Origin of the sequence: Bacillus sp. COPE52, from assembly GCF_003355115.1 — a bacterium.
Lineage (GTDB): Bacteria > Bacillota > Bacilli > Bacillales > Bacillaceae_G > Bacillus_A > Bacillus_A toyonensis.
In genome coordinates, this window is record NZ_CP031292.1 from 2,635,758 (window position 1) to 2,654,768 (window position 19,011).

Consider the following 19,011-nt stretch of genomic DNA (forward strand, 5'->3'; position numbering starts at 1 on the left):
AGTAATACTTTTCTTTCATGTTGTGATTTTTTATAAGTATTAGGGGGGATTTATTTGTATACATACGATAAGTTGATTTCTTGGGTAGAGAGTATAAAAAAGAAAAACGATAGTTCTGCTACAGCGCTATGTATTATAAAGGATAACAAAATTGTACTAGAGCATTATAGTGGATATCATTCAAATACATCTACTAGTAAAAAAGTAACAGCATCTTCACAGTTCAACGTCGCTTCTGCGAGAAAAAGTTATTTAGGATTCATGGTAGCGTATGCGCTTTATGATGGGAAAATAAACTCTATTGATGATGAAGCGATAAAGTATTTTAAAGACTTTGATCCTACATTACTTGATAAAACAACGATTAGGCATTTAGTAACTCATTCACACGGTCTAGGAGAAACGGATGACGGGACAATTTTCCGTGAATTTCAAGCTGGACAAGATTGGGCGTATAGAGATATTAATGTAAGAATGGTGACGCATCTCATTTATCGGCTTTATAATAAAAGTTTTCCTGAATTGTTAAAGGAGCGTGTATTTACTCCTGCTAATTTCCAAGAAACAGGATGGAGAATACAGCAAAATGAAAATTTAGTTAACGTTGTTAATAATCCAAATGAAGACGCGATCAGTGAGGTCGGTACAGTAAATGACGGTACCGAAAAAAATCTGTTTGTCTCAGCTAGAGAGTTTGCTTATTGGGGCAACCTTCATTTAAATCAAGGCATGATAAATGGTAAACAAGTTGTTCCAAAAGAAGTTATAAAAATTGCTACTAGCTTGCAGAGTCCAGCTTATAAAAATAATGAACTACCACAAAACGGGTTGTTTTGGTTCGTTCAAAATGAACCAAAACAATTAAGTGAACTTGGTGAACGTGTTCCAAAAGGTTCGTATCAAATATTAGGAATTACTGGACCAACCATTTTAGTAATTCCTGAGTATAATGTAGTTGTTGCGAAAATGTACAATAAAAGATATAACTACGGCGGTGATAATTACTTATATTATTTACGTGAATTTAGCAATTTAGTCGCCGATACATTTACTAGCTGTAATAGGGCATAATTACTCCTATAACAAAAAGGAGTGAAAGAATTTGAAAGATAAAGTGAGTAAAGATAAAAAGCAAAATATTAAAGATGTAAATACAGAGCAAAATGCGATTTTTAGCGATCCGAAAGATGCAGCTAACATGCAAACTGTACCGCAACCGAAAGATTTTGATGAAATCGAATATTAATTTCTTATCCGACTATATGACGAATAAAAAATACGTCTTAAGTCCCATCACATGTAAGAAAATATTTGATAACATATATACATAAGCACTTGAAAATGGCTTATCTTAACAAAGCTTTCTTTAAATGTATCTGATATAACCTGCGAAAAGACACTTCATAATGAAGTGTCTTTTTGTGTACATAAACTTAATTTCCATTTTCCGTACAGTATCTTGTATTTTTCAATGGATATACTAACTGTGAAAATTCATGTCAAGGTAAAAGAAGGGGACAGTTAGTATGAAACAAACTTCTATAAATCCGCTATTAATTGTTCTAGGTACAATCATTGTTCAAATTGGCCTTGGAACAATTTATACATGGAGTTTATTTAATCAACCCCTTGTAAGTAAGTTCGGATGGAATCTCAATTCAGTTGCGATAACTTTCTCCATAACAAGCTTTTCTTTATCATTTTCAACCTTGTTTGCAGCAAAGTTGCAGCGAAAATTAGGACTTCGTAAACTTATCGCTACTGCAGGAATTGTTCTAGGACTCGGTTTAATACTTAGTTCACAAGTTTCTTCCTTACCATTACTATATTTATTAGCTGGTGTTGTTGTTGGATATGCGGATGGAACAGCTTATATTACGTCACTATCTAATTTAATTAAATGGTTTCCAAATCGAAAAGGACTTATTTCTGGAATATCTGTTTCAGCATATGGAATGGGCAGTTTAATTTTTAGATATATAAACGGAAATCTTATCGATAGCCTTGGTGTATCACAAGCATTTTTGTATTGGGGCATTATCGTCTTACTTTTAGTATTAATCGGATCGTTCTTCTTACGTGAAGCGATTGTAAGTAATACGGTAACAGAAACATTACACAATGACTATACGCCACGTGAAATGATGAGAACGAAACAAGTATATCTGTTGTTTTTCATGTTATTCACATCGTGTATGGGTGGTCTGTACTTAATTGGTATGGTAAAAGATATCGGCGTACAACTCGTTGGACTTAGTGCAGCAACCGCCGCTAACGCCGTCGCAATGATTGCAGTCTTTAATACAGTAGGTAGAATCATTCTTGGAACGTTATCAGATAAAATTGGTAGAATGAAAATTGTCTCTGCAACATTTATTATTATTGGAGTGTCCGTCTTTACTCTTAGTTTCATTCCATTAAATTACGGGGTTTATTTTGCTTGTGTAGCAAGTGTCGCCTTTTGCTTCGGCGGTAATATTACAATATTCCCAGCTATTGTCGGAGATTTCTTCGGTTTAAAAAATCATAGTACAAATTACGGGATTGTATATCAAGGTTTCGGATTTGGTGCACTTGCAGGTTCATTCATTGGAGCATTACTTGGTGGATTTCAACCAACCTTTATTACAATAGGTGTTTTATGTGCGATTTCTTTCATTATTTCTATTTTAATTCGTCCACCAAATATAGAGAAGAAAAAAGAAATCAAGCAGTTACATCGAAAAATAGCTTAGTTTTAAAAAGAGTCCTTATGGTAGGGCTCTTTTTCATTACAACGTTAACTATGCTCCTTTCATTGTTTAGTAAAGACAGGACAATACAATCATGAAATGGAATAGATAAAATAAAAGGAGCGTGATATGTAAAATGAAGATAGTAAAACAATGGGTTCAAGAAGATAGTAATTACATACGAGAAAAAGTAATTGAATATAATCAAAAACATCTTTCAAATGAAGAGAAAGCTCCTTCAGAAAAGGTTAGTTTTATAGTGAAAAATGAAAAAGAGGAAATAGTAGGAGGTATAACAGCTATAACATTTTGGCACCATGTACATGTTGATTTCCTATGGGTTTCTGAAGAATGCAGACACGAAGGATACGGAAGTAAATTAATAAAACTTATCGAAGAATTTGCAATTGAAAAAGGATGTAGGCTAATCAACTTAGATACGTTTAGCTTTCAAGCTCCGGATTTTTATAAAAAACATGGATTTAAAGTAATTGGAGTGAGTGAAGATCATCCAAAAGGACATAATCATTATTATTTAGAGAAAAGGTTATAAAGTGTATGGAATTAATTAATCTCAATATATAAAATTTAATGAATTGAAAAGAACGTATTTTGAATCATCTATATCAAAATACGTTCTTTTTAATTTGTATGTATCTGGTAAAATGAAATAGAGACAGAAAATTCTTATTAATAAAGGGGTAAATATGAAAAAGGTTAATGTTACATACGCGCTTTTGTACGATAAAACGAACGAAAAAATCTTAATGGTAAAAAACAAAGGGAAAAATGGATCTTATTACACATTACCAGGTGGCGCAGTTAAATTTGGGGAAACGTTAGAAGAGGCAGTCATTCGGGAAGTAAAAGAAGAAACAGGGCTACATATAACTGTAAAGGGGATTTGTTCCATAAGCGAAGCCTTTTTCGAGGAGAGAGGCCATCATGCCATTTTCTTTAATTTTTTAGGTGAAATAATCGGCGGAGAGACATATATATCCCGTCCAAAAGAAATCGAAGAGATTACTTGGATGGAATTACATATAGCAGCACCGTATTTACGTATACCTGAACAGTTACTAGATTTTTTACAAAGGAAAGAAACAGTACCTTACTTTTTTAACGGAACAATCGTTCATCAATCTTTATAAATAAATCATTTCATTTAAGGCGGGGAAAAACATGGAGTTTATCGTTAATCACAAACATATCACTCAAGCACTTTCAGAAGTAAGTAAAGCTATATCTACAAAAGTTTTAATTCCTATATTATCTGGTATCAAAATAACAGCCGATCAATCTGGAATTACTTTAATCGCAAGTAACTCGAATGTTTTTATTAAAAAATTTATACCTAATTCAATCGAAGAAGAACAGATTGCAACTATATTACAAGCAGGATCTATTGTTGTACCTGCAAAATATTTCATTGAAATTATAAAGAAAATGCCAAGTGATATAGTAATAAAAAGTAAGAATGAACAAATCATTACGATACAATCAGAAGAAATCACATTAAACTTAAATGGACTTCCAGCAAATGAGTTTCCGAATGTACCACTTATAGAGGATCATGCAGAAATACAAGTAGAAACAGAACAATTGATTGAAGTGTTTAAACAAACTGTCTTTGCAGTAGCTAAAAACGAATCCAGACCTGTTCTCACCGGAGTACATATAGAGTTAGATCATAATAAGTTAGTTTGCGCTGCTACTGACTCGCATAGACTAGCTATACGTGAAACGCTAATTTCTTCAGATGCGAAAGCAAATTGTATCGTACCAAGCGCAACCATTAGTGAACTTCTAAAATTAATGAACAGTCATACGGAATTCGTATACATATACCTTTCAGACAGTCACGTTATTTTTACATTCGGAACAACTACGTTATATTCAAGACTCATTGAAGGGAAATATCCTAATATATCTAATCTCATTCCAAATGAATTTCAAACGGTTATTAACGTAGAAAGAAAAAAGATTTTACAAGGTGTAGATCGATCGAGCTTATTAGCAAGTGAATGGGCAAATAACAACGTCAACTTAGAAATCATCAATGAATCCACAATTAAAATTTCTTCTAACGCTTCTCAGATTGGTAAAATAGCTGAAACACAACAAGTAGATGCGATTCAAGGTGAAAAACAATTAAATATATCTTTCGACGGACGATTTATGGTAGATGCTTTAAGGGCAATAACAGAAGAAATGGTTACTTTAAGTTTTGGTGGTTCAATGAGACCGATATTAATCGAAGCAGGAGAGCAAACTGCCGCAGTACATCTTATATCGCCAGTAAGAGCTTATTAGGAACAAAGGAAGGACTTACATTATGCACAAGCACACTTTATGCTTTATAAAAAGAAATGAAGAAATACTGATGCTAAATAGAGAATATGACCCTGTAAAAGGATTATGGAACGGGGTAGGAGGGAAGATAGAACCGGGAGAAACACCTTTAGCAAGTGCAATTCGTGAAATAAAAGAAGAGACTGATATAGATGTTAAGCAAAATCAAATTCAATTTAAAGGAATTGTTAAGTGGGAAGACTTTTCATACTCTGGTGGCATGTATGTTTATGTGGTAGAACTACAAAATGAAGTTACATATGATACACCTAAAAAAGTATCCGAAGGGATTTTAGATTGGAAAAGTGTGTCTTGGATATTAAGCGACTATAATTACGGTGTAGGAGAGATGTTACCTAAATTATTACCTGAAGTACTTCATAATGAATTCATATTAGAGCACAATTTTGTATTATCTAATCATAAATTAATAGATTATAGGAATGAAGAATTGGTTATGTTGGACAGCAAATTTAATAGGAAGAAGCAGATGTAATTATTTAAGAAATATTTTTAAAGAAGTAAATCTTTTAACATAAAAGAGCGGATAATTTTTAACTAATAGGTGCGCTTAAATGCAAAGAAACCTAATTACAAAAAGAGCGAATCCCTTATAAAAAGGTTCGCTCTTTTTTACATATACAATTAAACTTCGCGCCACCAAGTTGATGAAAGATAGTTTGTAGATTTTAATGTAATTGATTCACCAATTTGTGGCGTTGCAACTGTAACTCCTAAACGTTTTGCTTCTTTCGTAACGCGTTCAATTGGATCGCTCCATTCATGCAACGCTAATGTAAAAGCACCCCAATGAATCGGAAGTAGTAATTCTCCTTTAACGTCAATATGAGCTTGTACCGTCTCTTCTGGCAACATATGAATAGCAGACCAACGTGTATCATATTGCCCGCATTCCATTAAAGTAAGATCAAATGGACCGTATTTATCACCAATTTCTTTAAAGTGAGGAGCATATCCGCTATCACCACTAAAGAAGACTTTAGTTTCTTGACCAAGAATAAGCCATGAACACCATAACGAACGATCTCTATCTGTCATACTTCGTCCAGAGAAATGTCTTGCAGGAGCGCATACTAACTTAATAGTATCAAACGTAATTTCATCCCACCATTTATGCTCACTAATCTTACTAGGTGAAACACCCCATTTAATAAGATATTGTGCAACTCCCGTCGGAACGTAAAAATGCTTTGTACGATCTTTTAACTCCATAATACTTTTATAATTTAAGTGGTCATAGTGATTATGTGAAATGATAATCGCATCAATTTCTTGAAGGTCTTCACGTTCTAAAGAAAACACACCACTATACCGCTTACTATTAAAAATAGGAAATGGAGAAGATGCATCACCAAGCATAGGATCTAATAACAGCTTTTTACCTTCTACTTTTAAAAGAGACGCAGAATGGCCAAACCATGTAACACTCTCTAAAGATTCATCGTCTTTATTTGATAAAACGATAGGTAAATCCTTTATAGGACGCAGCTTTGATTTCATTTTAAAATAATCCGTCATTAAACCTATAATATCTTTCGGTTTAAAACTCATATCAGTATGAATTTGATTTGTATATTTCTTATTCATTGGTTCTCCTTTTTACGTTTAACAATATACGTATGTTGTTATTGTAGCTATTTGTATTTTAAACTATATCATTTTACCTTTCATCTTACATGCAGTACATTTCATAAATTCGTCAAATTCATTATTCGTATATATAAAATAGAATTTATTCAGCAGCAGATAAAACTAATATGAAGTAAATGTAAATTATTTTAATTTAGTAAAATTCCTCTTATAAGAATCCGAGAACATATGTTCCATTGTATGTTATAGAAGAGAATATGTCTCTAATGAACAATAGGAAGGAGAGGATGTAGATGCAAATAGAGAGAAAAAAGAAGTCAAAATGTAAACTATCAAAATCTGAAATCATCCAGCTGTATGCAGAAGGGAAGAGTACCTCAGAAATTGCTATGCTTGCTAATGTGTCTGCAAGGTATATTCGTATGGTTCTAACAGACAACAACGTTCCTAGGCGCGCTATAGGGAGCTGGAGGAGAAAGTATGACATAATAGAAGATTATTTTAAAACGTGGTCAAATAACATGGCTTATATTTTAGGGTTTATAGCAGCAGATGGTGTAATCCAAAAAGAAAACCAATGTGTCAGTATCTCACAAAAAGAAAGTGACATTTTAGAAGATATTAAAAAAGAACTAAACACAAACCAGCCACTTTACCAAAATAAAAAAACTGGCGTATATATGCTAAACATTAATAGTAAAACAATAAAAGACGACATTATGAACATACACGGAATCATGCCGTGTAAATCATGTAACATCGAATTTCCTTTTGTACCAGAAGAATATTTACATCATTTTGTTCGTGGGTATTTTGATGGGGATGGACATGTAAACTCTCATAAATACTTTGTTAGCTTCGTTGGTGGATCATATAATTTTATGAATTCTTTTAAAGGTATACTTGAGAATAATAAATTCCAATTGAGTTTTGTTGACAAAGTAAAACAATATCGCATATACCTTAGTGGTAAAGAAAATGTTAATAAATTTTCAAAGTGGATTTATAAAGATAAAGGATTGTATTTAGAGCGTAAATACACTATTTTTCAGCAAAAAGAAGAATAATATACTAATAAGTAAGAATTCTTTTATGATATAACATATTAGAAGATTGTTTATTGCAAAAGAAATTTTTGAATCCAGAAACGATGCCAGCCACTTTTGGATATTCACATATAGTCGAGGTTAGCAACACCAAACGGACCGTATATATCTGGAAAAATCGCTATAAATACTGATGGTCGAATAGTTGGAATTAACGATTTAAGTTTACAAATAAGACAAGTATTTGAAAATATAAAGACTACTTTTGAATCTTCCGGATTAAACTTTAATGAGGTTATAAAATTAACATTTTTTCTAACAGTCATTTCAAAAATGGCGATAGATAGAGAAATATGTGATCAGTATATCAATACAAGCAATCCACCAGCAAGTTCAGCTGTAGAAGTTAACAAACTAATTCACGACGAATTAGTAATTGAAATCGAAGCAATTGCTGTAGCAAACTAATAAATAAACATATATTAATCATTCTCAAAGCAACTTGTTCTTTAATTAAAAAGCATTTTCAAGAACATATAAATTATAAATGCAAAGTCAAACAAATTGCACTGATTTAAAAGTAACGAACTAATCAATCACGTACAAACAAAGAAAAGGGGAGTATAAAAAAATAATACTAATATTTAATAAGTTTATTACTTTTTATTAGTTGACATAATATATATTATAGGCAGTTATAGAAACAAAGTAATATCAGGTATCAAAAACCAAGTAAACTATACTTAATGAGACGAAACAGAGATTTTCAGTGAGATTCACATAAAATCGTATCTAAACGCATTTTTGCAGTTTTTATTGTTTATGTTGCTATAAATCCATCACAGCAAATCCTAATCAATAATTGCTTAAGATTTAACGAATCCAAATCATTTTTAATCGACAAGAAATTTTTCTGCATAAAAATTATTTCTATACAAAATATAAATTAATAATTTTATTTTATGTTTTACTTATTCAATTTATTGCTATTTACACACGTTTTACAGCTTTACTTTATTTGTTGTTATTTCTATCATTTACGCTTGACTTTTAATGCGCTTATTGTTCTATACGCTAGTTAACATAACGTTTATTTGTAACATAAAAAAATCCTCCTCACCTTCAGGAAGATTTTTTTACTTGCTATTAGATTATATATATCTTTTTAGTAGCAATCCCAATTGTAAATAACATTGGAAAAATCTAGATTTAACAAATCATCTTTCTTTATAAAGAAATTAGCAACACCAGAATCTCCCCACATAATATTTAATGAGTCGTCTGTATCGATTTGCAGCAATAACACATCATGCTGTTTGTATTTTTCTTGCCATTCTCTTGGATCTGTCTGTGTAAAAAATGGATAACCACCAATTTTATGCCCTTGATCTTCGCATAAATCATCATACAGTTCGCCTAATTCTGTATTGTTTTCTTTATCAACGATTTCTTCCCAATCAATGTTATCGTTAAAAATCATTTCAAATCGATAATCTCTAGATGTTACTGGTTGATAATTCAATTCAAACTTTAGTTTTGCTGCTTGAGGTATGATAAAATCCTCTGAATCTAAAGTGTTTAAATAACTGAAATCAGTAATAACCTTAGTTAAATCTTCTGTAATTGTAGAATGATACATAATTCGAAAGTCTTTTTGGTCAGTTGGATGATCAAAATCTGCTCCAAAAAGCTCATCATCAGCACTTACGAAAAACTGTAACATACCATTTTGAGGCATATATTCAATATGAGGCATTTCTTCAAAGTTTAATTGAGCAAGTAGCATCATCGGTTGCCCATTTGAGTCTTTAGGATACTCTTGATCTATAGGTAAATACGGATGACCACCAAACTTACTCTCAAAAAGAGTTGTCTCTGCTAATGTTCCAGAAACTTTAACATACGGTTTCACACTTTCTTCTAAAATACTACGATACTGTTCTAGTTCTTTCGGAATTTGAAGTTGATACGTATTCTTCATCACATTTGCCTCCCTTTAATAATGAATTGAAAATGCCTTACTTAATTATATAGTAAGAGATAGCTTCATTGAAAATTGTTAAAAGTCCGTTTTCATCCTCGTTTTTTGCGCACTTGGTGGACAAAGTAGATTATGTTCTAAAACCTTTTTATTAATAGTTCGAATTAAATCCGCTGCTTCTGCAGTATTTGTAGTTTCTTTTAGCCTTTCTTTTAAATCATCAATTTCCTTTGAAAGCTCAATCCACCTAGGTAAAACATGATTATTTTTCAAAGTTCTATACAGTTGTTTTTCAGGATTATACGAAAGATCTTTATCTAGATTTAGAGGTTTCCCTTTACCTGGCAAATTATCAAAAGACCCTTTCTTTTCTGCTTCTTTAACGATAGAACTAATATGATCCTCATACGTATAGGACCAAACTTTCTCATCTTTTACTAAAATCTCTTGCTTTTTTAGTTTTTTATCTAGTTCTTCTTGATTCATAAAATTTCTCCCTTTTATATTTTATAGTAGCGTTTTTGTAGGTTTTAATGCTTTCAACCCATCAAATAACTTTTCTCGCCACCAAACACCGTCATGACCGCCTTGAAACTCTTCATAAGTAATTTGGTATCCTTTTTCTTTTAAAGCTTTATACAGGCGTCTATTAGCTGTTAAAAGAGGTTTGTTTTCAAGTTCTCCTGCTGCTATGTAAAAATGAGGTTGACTCGTATTGAAATCTATAGATGAAATTTGATTTTCAGTCCAAGGAATTTGATTTTCATAACCATCCTTTTTCCAATGCACGGATCCAGACATTGACAACACGTTTCCGAAAACATGTGGATTTTGAAGCGCTGCATAAAAAGCTGCTAAGCCACCAAGACTGAAACCGGCAATTGTTGTATGTTTCGCTTCTTGATGCACACGATACTTAGCGTGAATCCACGAAAGTAATTCCTCCGTTAAAAATGCATTCATTTTATCGTTATAAGTTAGCTCTTCTAGTCGATCAACTGGTTCTATAGCAACAGCAATACAAGATGGGATTTCTTTTTCGTATATTAAATAATTAAGTGTTCTTGTGATTGAAAGGTTATTAACGAAAGAATTCCCATCAAACACAATGAGAAGTTCTTGAAGATGTGAAGTGTGAGAATAATCATGAGGCGTATAAATATGAATTTTACGTGTGTTATTTAAAATTGAACTATGAAAAGAATATGTTTCAATTTTTCCAGATGGATAATGGATTAAAGGAAAACGGTATCTAAGCGCCTCTCCCTCCCTTACATCATTCTATATGTACTTCTTTCTTCGTATTAGAATCCCTATATAAACAAGGTATTAAAATTGTATTTTTTATGAAAAAAAAACGCACAAGCAGCATAACTTGTACGTTTTAATTTTTATTCAGTAAGATAATATAGTAATAGTTTTCGCGCTTTCTCATAATTCATGAAATCTCTATACAAAACGGGATACTTCACAATTTCTGTTTCTATAGAACGATATTGCGGAAACCATTCGAAAAATGATTTTCTCAGCCACTTTATTTGCTCAAACGAAATCTCCTTTTCGTTTTCATTAAGTACGTAACTCAAAGTCCCTGCTGTATGCATCCAATAATAATTTAAATCAGCGCTTATACAATCATCTTCTGTGAACATATTTTTATAATCTTTCCGTATTTTTTGAATGTCACAATTCGGAAATGGTTTATATAGAGGACTATGCATTTTTTGCAATTCATTAAACATAACTTGTTTTCCTAACTTCAAATACCCACTCCTTTATCTCTCTATCCAATTTAATAAGTTTTCATAGTGATATTGAGCATCGATATACCCAAGATTATATAGATTAACAAGCTTTTCCTTATTTCTTTCTATTCCGCTTATAGGAAGTTGTACGCTAGGCTGAATAACATAAAAATTTTCTTTTTGTTCTTTTTGATTCATATAAGATATCGTCTCATTATAAAAACGATAATGCTCTACTAAAGTCTCTGCGATTTTCGGATATTTTCTATATAAAATTTTAGCCAGGCCAGAAAATTTATTTCGCTGCTTCTCATATCCTTCTGGTTTTGTCATAATAACAACATTCTTTTCATAACCATCATTTTGCGCTTTCAAAATTGGTACAGGATCTATAATTCCTCCATCTAACAATTTTCGATTATCATATTCTACAGCAGGTGCTATAAACGGTACAGAGCTTGATGCACGAATGATTTTTAAAATATCATTTCCATGTTCCTTTTTATTATAATAAACAGCCTGTCCTGAATCGCAATCGGTCGTTCCAATTACAAACTGTTCATTTGAATGTAGGAAAGTTTGAAAATCAAAAGGTACAATCTTGTTTGGTACTTCGTCAAATAGAAAATCCATACCAAATAATTCACGTTTTCGGATTAAATTTCGATAAGATATATATCTGTGATCTGCTACTAGCTCTGTATTTACTTTCTTATTCCTTCCTTTTTGACGTGACAAATAGGTTGCTCCCATACACGCTCCAGCAGATACACCGACTACATACGGAAAGAATAAGTTTTGTTCCATGAAATATTCGAGTACTCCTGCAGTATATAAACCTTTCATTCCTCCGCCCTCTAATACTAAACCAATATTCTTCATGCTATATCCCTCTACTCCTTTTTTCTTACTTACATATTAGCACAAGATTTTAAGATGAGGTTATATAATTGAATTGCAACAATAACCAGAAACTACTAAAGTAATGTCATAATTTCTTAGTAAGTAGCATGGTACAATATAAGTAACACATCCCACATATATTAAAGGAGGAATTTCATATGGGCTTATTTAGCGGTATTTTAGGAAATGCATCGAATGCGAGTACAGAAAGTGTAGAACGTGATTTAGAGAAGATTATGCTAGACGATGAGAAAGTTGAGCATGCTTATAAATTAATTCGCGATTTAATCGTATTTACAAATCGTCGTCTTATTTTAGTAGATAAACAAGGAATATCAGGTAAAAAAACAGAGTATCATTCTATTCCTTATAAAAGTATTACACAATTTAGCATTGAAACAGCTGGGCATTTTGATTTAGATGCAGAGCTTAAAATTTGGGTGTCTAGTATGGATGATCCAATTGCAAAAGAATTTAAAGGTGACGATAGTATTTTAAGCATTCAAAAAGCGTTAGTAATATATACGACAAAATAGTTATTTTGTATTTTTATTCATTTATGAAATTACTAACCCGAATATTTTGGAAGTATATACAATATTTTTGTATATTTAATCTCTATTAACATAAAAAGGTAAAGCGTACTTCTAATGCTTTACCTTTCTTTTTTGTAATAAATAAGTGTAGCTTTATCATTTAATTTCTTTATAACTTCTGTTCTTTTATAACCTATCTTTTCATATAAAAAACAATTTCTCTCTTCTTCTAAAATAGTAGCAAGTTCCCAACTCATCGCTTCAGGAAACATCTCCTCAATTAATAATAATACTTTTTGAGCAATTCCGTTTCCTTGAAACTCTGGATGTATGAACATAGGACTTATCCAAAATTGATTTGTTTTTTCTTTATGATATATACACATTGCCCCAACAAACTGACCATCTACTATAATTTTATAAAATCCACCATTTGGGTATTTTATTCTTGTCATCGTTCGTTGAATCGGCTCATTTGCTGGACTCGTCTCATAGTCTTGATACTTCTCTAATAACGGATAAAATGATGTAATTTGCATTGTAAATATGTCCAGTGCATCTTTCTCAGTTGCTCTTTTTAGTATAATATTCATCTTACCAATCTAGACGCTTTCTTAATGAAGTAATATGAGCTGTATGATGACGACCGTGCCATGCGTATAGTCCAATTGCAACAGCCAGCTTTGTTTCACCAGATTCAGGATGATTAAATGTCTTTTCTAAATCAGTAGGTTCTAATGAATATAAAAGGTTAACCCATCTTTTATGTAATGAATCTAGCATTACTAGTGAAACATCTACAGGTAGTTTCGAATCTGGTAATTCTGCCCATTTTTCTTCTTTATACGGTTTAATAGTTGGATTCTTTTCTGTTAGTGCTAATTTAAAGCGTATGTAACTATTCATATGGCTATCAACAACGTGATGAACAACTTGACGAACTGTCCATCCACCAACGCGATACGGTGTGTCTAACTGCTTCTGATCTAAATCTTTAATTGCCTTTGCTAAATCAGTAGGTACATCCTCAATTTCTTGAATCCATTTATCAATCATTTCCTCAGTAATAGGACGCTTGTATGTAAATTGGCCAATTGGATATCGTAAATCATTCATGAATAAGTCCCCCCTATTATTTTGAACACGAAGTAGTTCTGCAAATATAATGTACAAAATTTACACGTTCTCCGTTTAAGTCTACAGAAGTTGTATCTGCTTCATTTTTAAAAGAAAATCCGCTTTTTTCTAGTACAATTTGTGATGCAAGATTATTAGTCGTTGTTTTAGCATGAACCTCCTTAATTTCATTATTTTTCGCTACGTCTAAAATTAATTTTACAGCTGCTGTTGCAACTCCTTTTTTAGTGAATTTTTCTCCGACTCGATAACCTAACGAACTGATTCGAGTTTCGGTATCTATATTTACTAAGTTAATTCGTCCTACAATTTCTTTTTCTTCATTACGAATTAAATAAAAATAAGAACTTCCATCTGCCTGTTCTATTAATAAATCGTCTAATAGTTTTTGAAAATATTCAAAATCGAAATATTGCGAACCACGATTTGGTACCATCGTTTCAAAAAAAGATTTATTCGTAAGTTCAAATGTAAATAAATCCGCAGCATCTTGTTTTTTTAGTTGCTCTATGTATATTTCCATCCCGTATTCTCCTTCTTGATTTACTAACTGTTATACATTCTTTTTTAATCAATTATATTCCTGCTATTTCTTTCGATTAAGTAATACAGCTAGTAGCACTTTCGGATGAAAAAGGTGAAATGGACTACGAATTAAATTCATCACTCGTACTAACCGAATATAAACATCAGAATCACTTGCGGAAAGTCGATATATTTGTTTCGTATACCATAGCTGAAATTTTTGTTTCGTAGTTAATTCTCTCTTTAGCTGCGGGTGACGTGATATTTCCGTTGTTGTCATATCCCAAGGGATTTCTATTATGTCAGCTGTCTTTTTATAAAATTGTTGTGTAAATGTTTTATCGAGCTGTTTTCTACTTTGCAAAAGTAATTGCAATTGGTGAGCTTCCATAGCAGCAACTGAAACACCTTGACCGAAAACAGGATCAAAACGACATTGTGCATCTCCAACTACTAACAACCCTTCTGGTACATTGTTAACTAAATCAAATCGCCGGCGTACTTGATAGGGAATTTTGTATGTCTTTATATCAGTAATTCCCTCAGCCTTGTTTAGGAAGTCTGTAACATTAGAAATTGATAGGTTTTCAGCAAAATCATAAAACTCATCATCTGTTTGTGGTGCTTTCTCATTTGCGTATCCACTGAAAGTAACAAAATAACGATTATCTTCAATCGTTTGAATAAGAACGCCATAAGGGTTTTCAGGGAAACTCGGAGACATTAGCATATTACAACAGTCTAACTCCTCATTTTCTTTAAGTTGGAACATTTTTGTTGCGTAAAATAAATCGATACGAACTTTCTCTTCTTGTACTTCAATTTCGTATTCTCGTAGCCACTCCATACTTTTTGAGCCAAATCCACTTGCATCAATTACAATATCTGCATGAACTTCTTCTTGCATGCCTGTCTCTAAATATTTAACTTTTACTCCACACACTTTGTTAAGCTTCCCATCTACTAATAACCCATTAACTAATGTTTTATATGTAATAGTAATATTTGAAATTTGATTAATTCGTTTTTGAATATGCCATTCTAATAAAGGACGACTTTGTTGAATCATATGAACTTCCCCTATGAATGGTTGTTTCCATAGACCAAATTGATGCCATTTCAAATCACGCGTAAAGTTATTTATAATACTGCCCGCTTTTATTAATTCATTCGTAATAGTAGGAAACAATTCTTCAATTGCTTTTTCTCCACCTTTTAATAACACGTGAGGATGATCGCTTTGTGGAACTCTTTTTCTTGAAGCTTTTCCATCCCATTTGTCACCGACTTCTAAAATGATTACTTCTTTAAAAGAAGTTGATAATGCCTTTGCTGCAAACTTTCCCGCCATACTTCCACCAATAACAATAGCCTTATTAAACATATTCTCCCCCTTAATAAAAAGAGATCCTGTCGTGTATAAATGAAACAGGACCTTAATTACATTGCTTCTTTATCATTATAATTAAAATACATGAGTAAATTGCAACGTTAAAATTAAAATACCTAATCCCCATACGTAATACGCGAATACTTTTAAGGAATGACGTTTTAAATATTGAATTATCCATGAAACTGCTATGTAACCAAAGAAAGCTGCTGATAACGTTCCGACAATTAATGATGTACTAGAAATAGATTCTGCTTTCCCTTGAAAAACATCTATAAATTGCAAGATGATTGCTCCGACTATTGCTGGCGTAGATAATAAAAAAGAAAAGTATGCTGCTGTTTCACGGTCTAGTTTTCTCCATAAAGCAGCGACAATCGTCATTCCAGAGCGAGAAATTGCCGGGAAAATAGCAGCCGCTTGAAATGAACCAATGATAAATGCATCTTTATATGTAATGTCGTCCATTTTTTTACGACCATCCTTTTGTTTATCGGCCATATATAGAAAGAAACCTGTCACTAAAAACTCCCAACCGATGGTAATGCCTGTTTTTGAAATATCTTCAAAGAAGTCTTTAAATAATAAACCGATTACAACCGCAGGTATCGTCCCAACGATAAGTAATAACATAAGCTTTGAAAATGGATTTTTCATTAAATATATAAATTCTTTTTTGTAATAAATAAACACGGCAAGCAAAGTCCCAATATGCAGCGTCGTATCTAAAAACAATCCCGCTTCATCTAATTGAAACAAATGCCGTCCTAAATAAAGGTGCCCTGTACTACTAATCGGTAAAAACTCTGTTAACCCTTGAATTATACCTAAAATAAATGCTTCTAACCAATTCATGATGGTCTCCTTTCTCGTTTGCTTGTTCCAATATATGAAGGTTAAATTTTCGATATGAAAAAAACTATATTTCTCTAAGAATTTACTTTTAAATTATGGATATATATGTAAAGAGAGTCGAGGTGGGTTAATATGTGGAGGCACACAAAATTCGGCAATGTATTACTTTGGTTGGGACCTATCCTTGTGTTTTTAGGATTATGTATGACTAATGTTATTTCAGACATTCCTTTCTTTGAAGGAAAACATAAAACGCTCGGAATAATAATTTTATTTATAGGGGTTTTCTGTTTAATTGCTGCTAATTATTTTAAAAAAGGAGAAAGAAATGAAGAATAAAGCTAAATAAAAAAACAATCCCAGTATAAATGCTAGGATTGTTTTTCGTTTATGTTGCTTATTTATAGAATACTTTATCAACGTTATATTTTGCTTTGTATTCATTAATGATATATGTTTCGTAAATTTCTCTTTCTGTTGGATCTTCTACGATACATGCATCAATACGGTATACTTCGTCACGATGATTTTTAATTGGTGAAACATTGTCTTCAAAGTGTTTTTTAATACGTTGTCTAATTTTACGAGCTTTACCTACGAAAAGCAGTTCGTCATTAATATTGTAAAACATAAAAATGCCGCCTTTATCTCTAGGGAACAAGTGGAAATCGATAAAACCATTAATTGGAGTAATGATTGCCTCGTCTCCTTTAATAACTTGTTTACGTTCAGTAATTGAAACATCAGCTTCAGGAATATTAATTTTAATCAAGTTCATTCACGTCCTCTTTTATTATAAAGATAAATAATAGCATACATACGTAAGAAAAGCTATGTCCAGAGGCATATTTCATTTTATAATTCAAATATTATAGGTGTATCATGTAAACTCTTCTTCCAAATCATATGATCACTTGATTTTCCCCAATAATCCTTCAGTACATAACTAGGTTCTCCAAACTTCTTTGTCCATATACTTTGTGCTTTTTTGTATCCACTATCTAAACAGTATTCTGTTATTCCTCTGCTAAGTAATGTAAGATGCATTGCATGTAATAGTAAACTCCCTATACCCTTTCTTTGATACTCAGGAAGTATAAATACAGTTCCTATTTCATACAAATCCTTAAGTACACCGCCTGTACAACTAGTAATCAATGTACTTGCTGGACCAATTTCAATTGTTCCAATCATTTTATCGTTATTTGTATCTATCGCTAATAAAAAGTAACGATTTTCTCCATTACTATCAAAATCATCTTTTAAATATTGCTTTTTCGAGTTAATTTCATTTTCTATGTCATCCAATAATTGTGATAATCCTTCATTTTTATATGTATCCGTAATAACTATACGGAAAAACAAGTGAAGTTCCTCTAAATCATCCAAATTCGGCCTTCTAATCGCAACGTTAGTCATGAATGAATTCTCCAATCTATGAAAATATACGAGAACAGCTTATATTGTAGATGTATTTTGGTGTTAAACAATAACTTTATCATGTGAATTGCTTCTTTTTGAATTTATATATCATCACAACATATATTCGTCTAAAACTATTATATGACATGATTAATACAATACTTTATATACTCTATTCAATATTATTCTACAAAAACCTGCATAGATCCAGCAGTAAAGAAAGCTCAGTACAAAGATTGATAAAATAATTTTTATGTCTAAAGTTGTATGAACAGTAGGGCCAAGTACTGGAAAACGGAAAATATCGAGAATGATCATAATACCTATAAGTAGGCATATCGCAGAAAAGGAAACAACCCATATTCTCCTCCTTAATCTTGAAAAGGATACTCCTAACGCTATACCTAATAAGCCAGTAGTAAAAGGGAAAACAAATAGTTCGCTTGGTTGAATAATAAATAATAGAAAAATAGTTAGAACATAAGAAAGTATTCCCTCACGAATAGAATAACAAATAGCAAAGAAAATAGGTAACGTCGCAAATGGACTAATGAGTAATCCTATACCAGGAATTAAGTTCCCAGCTACTTGAAACATGGTGGCCAATGCGCTCATTAAAGCTGTCATTGCTAACTTATTTACAAGGGACAACTTTCTTTTATGAACAAAGTTCGCGTCATGCTCTATCATCAGTCGATACCAATAACGTACAAACCGATTCATCAAAATACCCCCTAAAGATACCTCATTAATCACTTTCTATATTATTCATACAC

23 protein-coding genes and 2 pseudogenes are annotated in these 19,011 nt (G+C 31.9%); 11 read left to right on the top strand and 14 right to left on the bottom strand.

What is annotated here, in order from left to right:
• The first annotated feature begins 54 nt into the window (after positions 1 to 54).
• The 7 genes from DPQ31_RS13070 (at position 55) to DPQ31_RS13100 (ending at position 5,580) form a co-directional block, all read left to right on the top strand.
• Positions 55 to 1,071: a serine hydrolase domain-containing protein gene (locus tag DPQ31_RS13070; RefSeq protein ID WP_199633456.1), complete on the top strand. Its 1,017-nt coding sequence runs from the start codon at positions 55 to 57 to the stop codon at positions 1,069 to 1,071.
• A gap of 31 nt (positions 1,072 to 1,102) precedes the next feature.
• Positions 1,103 to 1,246 carry a hypothetical protein gene (locus tag DPQ31_RS13075; protein ID WP_000653682.1) on the top strand — a complete coding sequence of 48 codons (144 nt, stop codon included), beginning with the start codon at positions 1,103 to 1,105 and terminating at the stop codon, positions 1,244 to 1,246.
• A 280-nt stretch (positions 1,247 to 1,526) separates the two neighbouring features.
• Complete coding sequence (locus DPQ31_RS13080; protein ID WP_097958627.1) at positions 1,527 to 2,735, top strand: L-lactate MFS transporter; 1,209 nt, start codon at positions 1,527 to 1,529, stop codon at positions 2,733 to 2,735.
• Positions 2,736 to 2,868: 133 nt separating this feature from the next.
• The gene (locus tag DPQ31_RS13085; RefSeq protein WP_000706730.1) at positions 2,869 to 3,285 is read left to right on the top strand and encodes a GNAT family N-acetyltransferase; all 417 of its coding nucleotides are present in this window, start codon (positions 2,869 to 2,871) and stop codon (positions 3,283 to 3,285) included.
• Between the two features lie 154 nt (positions 3,286 to 3,439).
• Complete coding sequence (locus DPQ31_RS13090; protein WP_000757632.1) at positions 3,440 to 3,883, top strand: NUDIX hydrolase; 444 nt, start codon at positions 3,440 to 3,442, stop codon at positions 3,881 to 3,883.
• A 31-nt stretch (positions 3,884 to 3,914) separates the two neighbouring features.
• Positions 3,915 to 5,045, top strand: coding sequence for a DNA polymerase III subunit beta (dnaN, locus tag DPQ31_RS13095; RefSeq protein ID WP_208732019.1), 1,131 nt, complete (start codon positions 3,915 to 3,917; stop codon positions 5,043 to 5,045).
• A 22-nt stretch (positions 5,046 to 5,067) separates the two neighbouring features.
• Positions 5,068 to 5,580: an NUDIX hydrolase gene (locus DPQ31_RS13100; protein WP_097958630.1), complete on the top strand. Its 513-nt coding sequence runs from the start codon at positions 5,068 to 5,070 to the stop codon at positions 5,578 to 5,580.
• 149 nt (positions 5,581 to 5,729) lie between these two features.
• Here DPQ31_RS13100 and DPQ31_RS13105 read toward each other — a convergent pair whose 3' ends face one another.
• Entirely contained in the window at positions 5,730 to 6,692 is a 963-nt protein-coding gene (locus DPQ31_RS13105; protein WP_098001112.1) for an MBL fold metallo-hydrolase, read from the bottom strand.
• Positions 6,693 to 6,988: 296 nt separating this feature from the next.
• On the opposite strand from DPQ31_RS13105, the gene DPQ31_RS13110 reads away from it, so the two are divergent.
• A complete protein-coding gene (locus tag DPQ31_RS13110; protein ID WP_199633459.1) occupies positions 6,989 to 7,762 on the top strand; it encodes an LAGLIDADG family homing endonuclease in 774 nt (257 codons plus the stop codon).
• Positions 7,763 to 7,815: 53 nt separating this feature from the next.
• Positions 7,816 to 8,209, top strand: a pseudogene (locus DPQ31_RS13115) (RidA family protein).
• Between the two features lie 697 nt (positions 8,210 to 8,906).
• Here DPQ31_RS13115 and DPQ31_RS13120 read toward each other — a convergent pair.
• The 5 genes and pseudogenes from DPQ31_RS13120 to DPQ31_RS13135 all read right to left on the bottom strand — a co-directional run bounded on the left by DPQ31_RS13120 (position 8,907) and on the right by DPQ31_RS13135 (position 12,349).
• Positions 8,907 to 9,722, bottom strand: coding sequence for a YwqG family protein (locus DPQ31_RS13120; protein ID WP_097958633.1), 816 nt, complete (start codon positions 9,720 to 9,722; stop codon positions 8,907 to 8,909).
• 78 nt (positions 9,723 to 9,800) lie between these two features.
• Entirely contained in the window at positions 9,801 to 10,208 is a 408-nt protein-coding gene (locus tag DPQ31_RS29345) for a DnaJ family domain-containing protein (RefSeq protein WP_001070918.1), read from the bottom strand.
• Positions 10,209 to 10,229: 21 nt separating this feature from the next.
• Positions 10,230 to 10,970 (bottom strand): annotated as a pseudogene (locus tag DPQ31_RS29350) (alpha/beta hydrolase); the annotation flags it as partial.
• 143 nt (positions 10,971 to 11,113) lie between these two features.
• Positions 11,114 to 11,485 carry a YxiJ-like family protein gene (locus DPQ31_RS13130; RefSeq protein ID WP_000765930.1) on the bottom strand — a complete coding sequence of 124 codons (372 nt, stop codon included), beginning with the start codon at positions 11,483 to 11,485 and terminating at the stop codon, positions 11,114 to 11,116.
• Positions 11,486 to 11,497: 12 nt separating this feature from the next.
• Entirely contained in the window at positions 11,498 to 12,349 is an 852-nt protein-coding gene (locus tag DPQ31_RS13135) for a patatin-like phospholipase family protein (protein ID WP_208732020.1), read from the bottom strand.
• A 179-nt stretch (positions 12,350 to 12,528) separates the two neighbouring features.
• On the opposite strand from DPQ31_RS13135, the gene DPQ31_RS13140 reads away from it, so the two are divergent.
• Positions 12,529 to 12,906: a PH domain-containing protein gene (locus DPQ31_RS13140; RefSeq protein WP_000522466.1), complete on the top strand. Its 378-nt coding sequence runs from the start codon at positions 12,529 to 12,531 to the stop codon at positions 12,904 to 12,906.
• 119 nt (positions 12,907 to 13,025) lie between these two features.
• Here DPQ31_RS13140 and DPQ31_RS13145 read toward each other — a convergent pair whose 3' ends face one another.
• The 5 genes from DPQ31_RS13145 to DPQ31_RS13165 all read right to left on the bottom strand — a co-directional run bounded on the left by DPQ31_RS13145 (position 13,026) and on the right by DPQ31_RS13165 (position 16,813).
• Positions 13,026 to 13,499 carry a GNAT family N-acetyltransferase gene (locus DPQ31_RS13145; RefSeq protein WP_001021459.1) on the bottom strand — a complete coding sequence of 158 codons (474 nt, stop codon included), beginning with the start codon at positions 13,497 to 13,499 and terminating at the stop codon, positions 13,026 to 13,028.
• Between the two features lies 1 nt (position 13,500).
• Complete coding sequence (locus tag DPQ31_RS13150; RefSeq protein ID WP_000999060.1) at positions 13,501 to 14,022, bottom strand: YfiT family bacillithiol transferase; 522 nt, start codon at positions 14,020 to 14,022, stop codon at positions 13,501 to 13,503.
• A gap of 16 nt (positions 14,023 to 14,038) precedes the next feature.
• The gene (locus DPQ31_RS13155; RefSeq protein WP_208732021.1) at positions 14,039 to 14,566 is read right to left on the bottom strand and encodes a GNAT family N-acetyltransferase; all 528 of its coding nucleotides are present in this window, start codon (positions 14,564 to 14,566) and stop codon (positions 14,039 to 14,041) included.
• Positions 14,567 to 14,629: 63 nt separating this feature from the next.
• Positions 14,630 to 15,952, bottom strand: coding sequence for an NAD(P)/FAD-dependent oxidoreductase (locus DPQ31_RS13160; RefSeq protein ID WP_208732022.1), 1,323 nt, complete (start codon positions 15,950 to 15,952; stop codon positions 14,630 to 14,632).
• An 81-nt stretch (positions 15,953 to 16,033) separates the two neighbouring features.
• On the bottom strand, positions 16,034 to 16,813 hold the full coding sequence (locus DPQ31_RS13165; protein ID WP_199631649.1) for an undecaprenyl-diphosphate phosphatase: 780 nt from the start codon (positions 16,811 to 16,813) through the stop codon (positions 16,034 to 16,036).
• A 132-nt stretch (positions 16,814 to 16,945) separates the two neighbouring features.
• Here DPQ31_RS13165 and DPQ31_RS13170 point away from each other — a divergent pair, with 132 nt between their 5' ends.
• Positions 16,946 to 17,152, top strand: coding sequence for a hypothetical protein (locus DPQ31_RS13170; protein WP_208732023.1), 207 nt, complete (start codon positions 16,946 to 16,948; stop codon positions 17,150 to 17,152).
• 58 nt (positions 17,153 to 17,210) lie between these two features.
• On the opposite strand, the gene DPQ31_RS13175 is transcribed toward DPQ31_RS13170, so the two are convergent.
• From DPQ31_RS13175 to DPQ31_RS13185, 3 genes are all read right to left on the bottom strand, one after another.
• Positions 17,211 to 17,591: a nucleotide excision repair endonuclease gene (locus tag DPQ31_RS13175; RefSeq protein ID WP_001048938.1), complete on the bottom strand. Its 381-nt coding sequence runs from the start codon at positions 17,589 to 17,591 to the stop codon at positions 17,211 to 17,213.
• A 77-nt stretch (positions 17,592 to 17,668) separates the two neighbouring features.
• Positions 17,669 to 18,232, bottom strand: a complete 564-nt coding sequence (locus DPQ31_RS13180; protein ID WP_000185950.1) for a GNAT family N-acetyltransferase — start codon at positions 18,230 to 18,232, stop codon at positions 17,669 to 17,671.
• Between the two features lie 153 nt (positions 18,233 to 18,385).
• Positions 18,386 to 18,958 carry a YybS family protein gene (locus DPQ31_RS13185; RefSeq protein WP_208732024.1) on the bottom strand — a complete coding sequence of 191 codons (573 nt, stop codon included), beginning with the start codon at positions 18,956 to 18,958 and terminating at the stop codon, positions 18,386 to 18,388.
• Positions 18,959 to 19,011 lie beyond the last annotated feature (53 nt).